This is a genomic window from Bradyrhizobium sp. Crot121 (genome assembly GCF_059512385.1).
The window spans coordinates 56,601-63,822 of sequence record NZ_JCAMOR010000047.1 but is presented as its reverse complement, the minus strand read 5'-3'; the positions used below and the strand labels follow the sequence as shown (position 1 = coordinate 63,822).

Below are 7,222 nucleotides of genomic sequence, written 5' to 3'. Positions count from 1 at the left end.
CCTCCTTGCCGATCAGTTGACCTGTTACCCATGTCGCCGGTCTATTCTGTTACCTATGTAGCCGGTTAGGACCCCGCTCTTCACCTCTCCCGTGGGGAGAGGTCGGCGCGTAGCGCCGGGTGAGGGATTTGCTCTATCGAGGGACCGTAACCCCTCACCCGCGCCTTCGGCGCGACCTCTCCCTACGGGAGAGGTGAACCTGGGCCGATTCAACCAAGTACCATCACGCTCCAGCGCTGCGCGCAGCGCGTCAGAACGAGTTGCGGGTGCAGCCCTTTGGCGGCGGCTCGCCTCCGAAACGCGCCGCGGTCCATGCCATGAGTGGCTCCTCGAGTTTTGAGCCCGGCTGCACCATGCCGTGGTCGAGCCCCACGAAGGTCCAATATTCGAGCCGTTGGCCGGCGGCGCAGCGCTCCTCGACATAGCCTGCGGTCGCCGCCGGCGGCACGACGTCATCCTCCGCTCCTTGCGCGATCACCACAGGCGCCGCGATCGGATGGTCGGCGCCATTCTGCGCAAGCCTTGCGGCAAGCGCCGGGTTGCTGCGTGTCGCCAACGCAGGCCCCTCGAACGTTGCGGTGAGCGCCGCCGCCCGCACCGGCTCCTCCTCCGGCAGGAACCCGCACAGGCCCGCAATCTCGCGCGCGGCCGCAAGCGCCTCCGGCCGAACCGCCTGCTCGAAGCTAATGTCTGGATAGAAGCGGCTATAGGACAGCGCGACATACGGCCCGAGCCGCTTGTCGACCCCCTGGTTCATCGCAAAAATGTTCAGCAGATTGGTGCCCGGCGCGATCGCGGCAACGCCCGCGATCTCGATCTCCGGCGCGTAGCGCGGACCGATGATGCCGGTCCATAACGCGGCGTGTCCGCCCTGCGAATACCCCCACACCACAGTGCGCGGATCGAGCGTCAGTTCGGGCATCTGCCGTGCGGCGCGGACCGAGTCAAGCGCGGCACGCGCCTCGCCCTCGCCGATGAGATAGGGATGCGGGCCGCCCTTCTCGGCAAACGAGTAGTCGGTGGCGACGATCACCCAGCCTGCTCGCACGATCCGATCGAGCACCGGAATCCCCACGGCCGGGGCCGATAGCAGCGACGGCATGCATTTCTGCTGCATTCCGATCGTGCCGTGCTCCCAGGTGATCACGGGGCGCGGGCCCGCGGGCGGATCGATCGGCGCAAACACGGTCGCGACGGCGGTTGCACGCGTGGTGTCGTTTACCGTCGTCGTGTAGAGGATGCGCCAGCCCCGCATGCCGGCCGGCAGCCTGACGTCCCGGAGCAGCTCGCTGCGCAGCAGCGCGCCCGGCGTCTCAGGCACTTGCGCCGGCGGATCATAGAACGCATCGGGCGCCCGCACCGTGACGCCGGCAAACATCTCTTGAGCGGAGGCCTCGAGCGGCGTGCCGACAGCGCGCGCAAGCAGAAGCGGCAGCACGGCGAGCTGGATTACGCGAGCGATGGTCATGGCCCGCGCCCAATATCGCCGCGAGCCGACCAATTTGCGGCGGAGACCGCCGCGCGACAAACGGCGTCAGGCCGCCTTCGATGCGCGCTCCGCGAACCCGGCCAACAGCGTTGCGATTTCGTCCGCCGGCCGCGCCGCGCTGAACAGGAAGCCCTGCACCTCGTTGCAGCCCTCGGCGCGCAGCCAGTCGAGCTGATCAACCGTCTCGACGCCCTCCGCGGTGGTGGTGATGTTCAGGCTGCGGCCGAGGCCGGAGATCGCGCGCACGATCGCTACGCAGTCGCTGCGGCGCGCCAGATCCTTGACGAAGGAACGGTCGATCTTGATTTTGTCGAACGGAAAGCTGCGTAAGTAACTCAGGCTGGAATAGCCGGTACCGAAATCATCCATCGAGATACTGACGCCGAGCTCGCGGAGCTGGTGCAGGATCGCCAGATTAGCCTCGGTCTCGGCAAGGAACACGGACTCGGTGATCTCGAGCTCGAGCCGTCGCGGCGACAGGCCGGAATGCGCCAGTGCCGAGATCACCGCCTGCACCAGATTGCGGCTGCGGAACTGCACCGGCGACAGGTTGACCGCGACCTTGATCTCCTCGGGCCATTTCATCGCTTCCGAACAGGCTTCGCGCAGCACCCATTCGCCAAGCTGGACGATCAGGCCGATGTCTTCGGCGACCGGCACGAACTCGGCCGGCGAGATCATGCCCTTTTCCGGATGGCGCCAGCGCAATAGCGATTCGAACCCGCTGATCTTGTCGGCGGCGATGTCGACCAGCGGCTGGTAATGCAGCTCGAATTCACCGTTGGCGAAGGCGTGGCGCAGGTCGCGCTCGAGATCACGGCGCTTCTGCGCCTGGCGGTCCATCTCGTGCTCGAAGAAGCGATGCACACCGCCGCCGTCCGACTTGGCGCGATAGAGCGCCATGTCCGCATTGCGCATCAATTCCTCCGAGCTGGTGCCGTCGCCCGGCGACAGCGCGATGCCGACGCTCGCGCCGACCACCACTTCGATGCCGTCGATGTCGTAGCACACGCTCAGCGTCCCGATCAGGCGTTCGGCGAAATCGCTCGCCTCGTTCGGCGTGACATCGGAGAGCACGATCGCGAATTCATCGCCGCCGAGCCGCGCGGCCAGATTGTCGCCGGTGATATCGGCCGTGAGCCGCTCCGCGACCTGCTTCAGAAGCCGATCGCCCATCGCGTGGCCGAAGGAATCGTTGACGTTCTTGAACAGGTCGAGATCGACGCACAGCACCGCGACGCGCTTGCTCCCCGACTTGCTCCGCTGCAGCGCCTCGCGCAGGCGGTCCTGGAAGAAATCGCGGTTCGCCAGATTGGTCAGGCCGTCATGATGGGCCATGTAGGCAATGCGGGCCTCGGCCTTGCGCCGCTCGGTGATATCGACCAGGGCTACGAGGTAGCCGTCGCGGCCGTCGAACGAAACGCGGCGACCGAAGGTCAGCACATGGATCTCGCTGCCATCCGCCTTGATGTGCCGCCAGTCGCGGCTGGAATGGTAGACGTCGCCGATCTCCTGCAGCGCCTTGCTGTGGGAGGCCCATTCGTCCTCCGGCCAGATCTCGCGCAACTTCATGCTCAGGAATTTCTCGCGCGGATAGCCATAATGCTGGACCGCGGCGTCATTCACCCCAAGGAATTCCATGGTGGCGGCGTCGAACACCCACATCGGCATCGGGTTGTTCTCGAACAGCAGGCGGAACGAGACCTCGCGCCGCTTCAGCGCCGTGACATCGGACAAGGTCAGCGACAGCATGTCGCCGAACGCCGTGACGGCGAGCCGCAGGCAGCGGTCCTCGCTCTCGATCTCGAACTGGGTGCCGCTGGTCCTGCGGACGGTCTCGCGCAGCCGCTCGGTCACATCGGCCGCGCCGAGCAGGTTTCCGCCCGCGCTGAGTCTCTGCCACAACAGCTCGTGCTCGGGCCGCTTCAAGAGCTTCGCCGCGCCCTGATTGAGATGGATGATCTGGAAATCGAACGGTTCGCCACGCCGATCGCGAATGGCGGCCAGCGACAGCACGCCTTCATCGGTCGCCGCGAAAATCGTATCGAGCAGATTGTACTGGGCGCCGCGCTCGTTGACGTAGGCCCCGATCAGCGTGCCGCCCCAGCGCGAGCAGGTCGGCAGCGCCAGCACGTCATAGGTGCGGACCAGGCCGTCGCGCACGCAATGCGCCGTGGCAAGATAGGGCCGGTCATTGAGGGCAGCGTTGGCGGCGGCTTCGCCGAGCGCGGTCGCGCAATCCGGCGGCAGCTCGTTCAGCGTCATGTCCCAGCGGTCGTCATTCAGCCATTGCTGGATGTAGCGGCCGGGCTGCGAAACGGCGAGCGCGCCACCCCTTTCCTTGAGCAGGACGATGTGGTCGGCGAGCCGGCCGAGGCTGCCGAGCATCACGTCCTCATAGCGGGGCAACCTGTCGCCCGGACGCAATGCGGCTTGCCACTTGCGCTTGAGCACCGGGACGTCGCCGAACATTTCTGTGTTGAATTTTCCCGACGACTTCTTCGCCGCACTCATGACGCGCCCCGAACCACCAGATCATGGTCCGACGAAGATCGGATCACGACCTCACTTCACATTCGAGCATGATCACGGCGCAAACGCTCCGCGTTTGTCGCGAGGGAAAACCGGCTTCCCCTGTCCGATTTCATGCTCCAGTCCCCGCCCGCATCCAAATCAGGCTGGCTTAAAGCAATGTAAAGATTGCGCAGGCGGCGGGGAGTCCGCGCAATTATGACGGTTCTAAGTCAGATCGTGGTTAGTGCGCGTTAGAGACTATGACAGTCGCTAAAAATTTTATTCATATCTAGCGCGCGATGACTTCCACCTCGCCGTCGACGCCGTTCACGACGTTGAAGGGCCGTTCGAACACCTTGCCCTCGTTCTTGGCAATAGCGCGGTACTCGCCTTCTGAGAGCACGACGCGGGGGAAGGCGCCGATCGATTCCTTGATGACGTCGCCGCCCGGCGTGATCACCGACCATGCGGTATTCGCCAGCGCCTCGCCGCCTTTTTCGCCCACGAGCTTCAGCGTGATGACGGCCGCGCGATGCATGACGGTCGCGTCGGTGAGCTTGCCGGCCTGGACGCGGATGTCGGAACGCACCACCGAATTGGCGTCGCCATAGTTGGAGACGATGTGATAGGTCCCCTCCGGCAACAGCGCGACGTCGCCGGCGGCGACATTGGGGATCAGGGCGCCGCGGTCCGCTCCGTCGAACTGGCTGCCCTTGTAGATCGCAAACGAAATCTGGTTCGGCGGAATCTTGCTGGAGCCGACCCGGCCTTCGATCCGCAGGCCGCCGGCCGGCAGGATGAAGGACTCGCGATCGGTCTCCGACTTCAGGCTCACGGCACGCACGGCGCTGACCAGGCCGAGCGCCACATGGACCACGTAATTCCCCGGTGGCAACACGATGTTGGGGGTGGCGGCGCGGTCCTCACGGATCAGCTTGAAGGTGCCGTTGTCATCAGGCTTGTCGGCAAAGACCCGCCATACCAGGCCATTGTTGATGACCGGCAGATCCTTGCCGTAGCGGGCGGTCAGCGACAGCACTGCCTGGTTCGCAGTCTGCGCCCCCGGCTGCGGCCCGGCCGGCGGGACCGTGGCGGTCGAGGGCTGCATGATCGTCGGCTGGGTCAATGGCGCCGGCAGGTTCGGCGCCGACCCCGAGCCGGATGGCGGCGCGAGGTTAATCGCGGGCCCGGCATCGGGAACCGCGGCCGGCGGCACCGGGGGCGGCCGCTCACCAAACCATTGCGCCGAACCGGCCGATGGAACCGCCAAAATCACGATTACGGCAAGCCAAATCACCGAGCGAAGCAGCACGCCCCGCCCGCATCGTCCGATGCGATCGCCCCAAACAGTCATGGAATGATGCTTTTCAACGAAAACGCGGCAAATTCAAGCCTCCGCAGTCCTGCAGGGTTGCTATTGTGGAACCCACGCTTCCACCCTGGCCTGGCGGTCGCGCTCAAGTCACAATCCCTCCCTACGCGCTATGCTCCTAGGGCATAAACCATGCATGCGAACGATTCTGGCGGCGCCTCGTCGCGGAGCCTAATCTCGCGCCGGCAGGAGAAGTCAGAGTGTTGGATAGCTGGATGGGCCGGAGCCACAAGAGCGCCGATGGCTCCGAGAAGCTAGGCCTTGGCGCCCAGCGGCGGCCCGTGATCGGGCTGGCGCTAGGCGGCGGCGCCGCACGCGGCTTTGCCCATATCGGCATCGTCAAGACGCTGATCGCGCACGGCATCATTCCGAATGTCGTGGTCGGCACATCGATCGGTGCCGTGGTCGGCGGCGCCTACGCGGCCGGCCATCTCGATACGCTGGAAGCCTGGGCGCGCAGCCTGCAGCCACGCAACATCTTCGGCTATCTCGATATCCGCCTGAACGGCTCAGGCCTGATCGGCGGCACCAAGCTTGCCGCCGAGCTCGAAGCCTCGATCGGCCAGACCCAGATCGAGGATCTGCTGGTGAAGTTTGCGAGCGTCGCGACCGAGGTGCGGACCGGCCATGAGATCTGGCTGACCCACGGCCGCGTCGTCGATGCGATGCGCGCCTCCTACGCGCTGCCCGGCATCTTCGCTCCGGTCCTGGTCGGCGACCGCTGGCTGGTCGACGGTGCGCTGGTCAATCCGGTGCCGGTCTCGGCGGCGCGGGCCTTTGGCGCGGAGATCGTGATCGCCGCCAATCTTTCCAGCGACGTCTTCAACCATTCCACGACGATCTATTCGCACGGCCAGCCGACCGAGGTCACCGTCGTGCCCGAAGTCGTTCCGGACCCGGTCCCGCCGAAGCGACGCTTTGGCAAGTTCTTCTCGGCCGAGCGCACCATGAAGCGCGAATTCTTCGGCAGCGGCACGCGGCCGGGTATCTCGACCGTGATGGTGGACGCCTTCAACATCATGCAGGACCGCATCACCCGCGCGCGGCTCGCCGGCGATCCGCCGGACCTCTTGATCTCGCCGCGGGTCGGCAAGATCGGCTGGTTCGATTTCCATCGCGCGGATGAGCTGATCGCGCATGGCGTTCGCGCCGCCGAGCGTGCGATCGAGTCGATCCAGGAAGCAATCGACATCCTGGCGCCGCCGGCAGCGACTACGGCTACCGGCGCAGTCCCCGACGAGACCAAGGAATAGATTTCAGGCCGTCTTGATGTAGTCGCGCAGCGCTTCCTGCTCGGCTTCGTATTCCTGGACCCGGCGCTTGACGATGTCGCCGATCGAGATCAAGCCGACCACGCGGCCGTCCTCGAGCACGGGCAGATGGCGGAATTTTCCGAGCGTCATCATTTCCATGATGCCGGCAACGGTGTCGGACGGACGGCAACTGACGACCTTCTGCGTCATCACCGCGCTGACGGGCTCCTCGAGCACGCCGGCGCCGCGCTCGCCGAGCACGCGCACAATGTCGCGCTCCGACAAGATGCCTTCGATGCCGCCTTCCTTCATGACCAGCACGGCGCCGATCTTGCGCTCGCCGAGTGTCTTGATCGCATCGGTCAAGGTCACGTCCGGCGGGACGCTCGTGATCTGATGACCCTTGGAATCGAGAATGGAACGTACCGTCATTGCCGCCTCCTGAATCCCTGCCGCGCCTCGACCAGGAGGCGCGACATCGTTCGCGAGTCTTCAATCAACAGTTCCGCGCAGTTTTCGTTTCCGGCGCGGTGGGCAACAAGCGCGGCCATCATGCAGCGCAAGAGGCGGCAGCTTGCGTCACAACTTTCAATC

5 protein-coding genes are annotated in these 7,222 nt (G+C 65.3%); 1 reads left to right on the top strand and 4 read right to left on the bottom strand.

Going from position 1 to position 7,222, the window contains the following annotated elements:
- Positions 1–250: 250 nt before the first annotated feature.
- The 3 genes from AC5ZGW_RS30910 to AC5ZGW_RS30900 form a co-directional block, all read right to left on the bottom strand.
- Entirely contained in the window at positions 251–1,468 is a 1,218-nt protein-coding gene (locus AC5ZGW_RS30910; RefSeq protein WP_130231526.1) for a lipase family protein, read from the bottom strand.
- 66 nt (positions 1,469–1,534) lie between these two features.
- Positions 1,535–4,003, bottom strand: coding sequence for a putative bifunctional diguanylate cyclase/phosphodiesterase (locus tag AC5ZGW_RS30905; protein WP_130231524.1), 2,469 nt, complete (start codon positions 4,001–4,003; stop codon positions 1,535–1,537).
- Positions 4,004–4,292: 289 nt separating this feature from the next.
- Positions 4,293–5,357 carry an RgsD C-terminal domain-containing protein gene (locus AC5ZGW_RS30900; protein ID WP_496114012.1) on the bottom strand — a complete coding sequence of 355 codons (1,065 nt, stop codon included), beginning with the start codon at positions 5,355–5,357 and terminating at the stop codon, positions 4,293–4,295.
- Between the two features lie 218 nt (positions 5,358–5,575).
- On the opposite strand from AC5ZGW_RS30900, the gene AC5ZGW_RS30895 reads away from it, so the two are divergent.
- Entirely contained in the window at positions 5,576–6,628 is a 1,053-nt protein-coding gene (locus AC5ZGW_RS30895; protein ID WP_463327927.1) for a patatin-like phospholipase family protein, read from the top strand.
- Between the two features lie 3 nt (positions 6,629–6,631).
- Here AC5ZGW_RS30895 and AC5ZGW_RS30890 read toward each other — a convergent pair whose 3' ends face one another.
- A complete protein-coding gene (locus AC5ZGW_RS30890; protein WP_028163249.1) occupies positions 6,632–7,060 on the bottom strand; it encodes a CBS domain-containing protein in 429 nt (142 codons plus the stop codon).
- Positions 7,061–7,222 lie beyond the last annotated feature (162 nt).

Excerpts from the sequence above, each read along its gene's own strand:
- AC5ZGW_RS30890 (WP_028163249.1), bottom strand. The coding sequence starts at position 7,060 with ATGACGGTACGTTCCATTCTCGATTCCAAGGGTCATCAGATCACGAGC.
- AC5ZGW_RS30910 (WP_130231526.1), bottom strand. The coding sequence starts at position 1,468 with ATGACCATCGCTCGCGTAATCCAGCTCGCCGTGCTGCCGCTTCTGCTT.
- AC5ZGW_RS30905 (WP_130231524.1), bottom strand. The coding sequence starts at position 4,003 with ATGAGTGCGGCGAAGAAGTCGTCGGGAAAATTCAACACAGAAATGTTC.
- AC5ZGW_RS30900 (WP_496114012.1), bottom strand. The coding sequence starts at position 5,357 with ATGACTGTTTGGGGCGATCGCATCGGACGATGCGGGCGGGGCGTGCTG.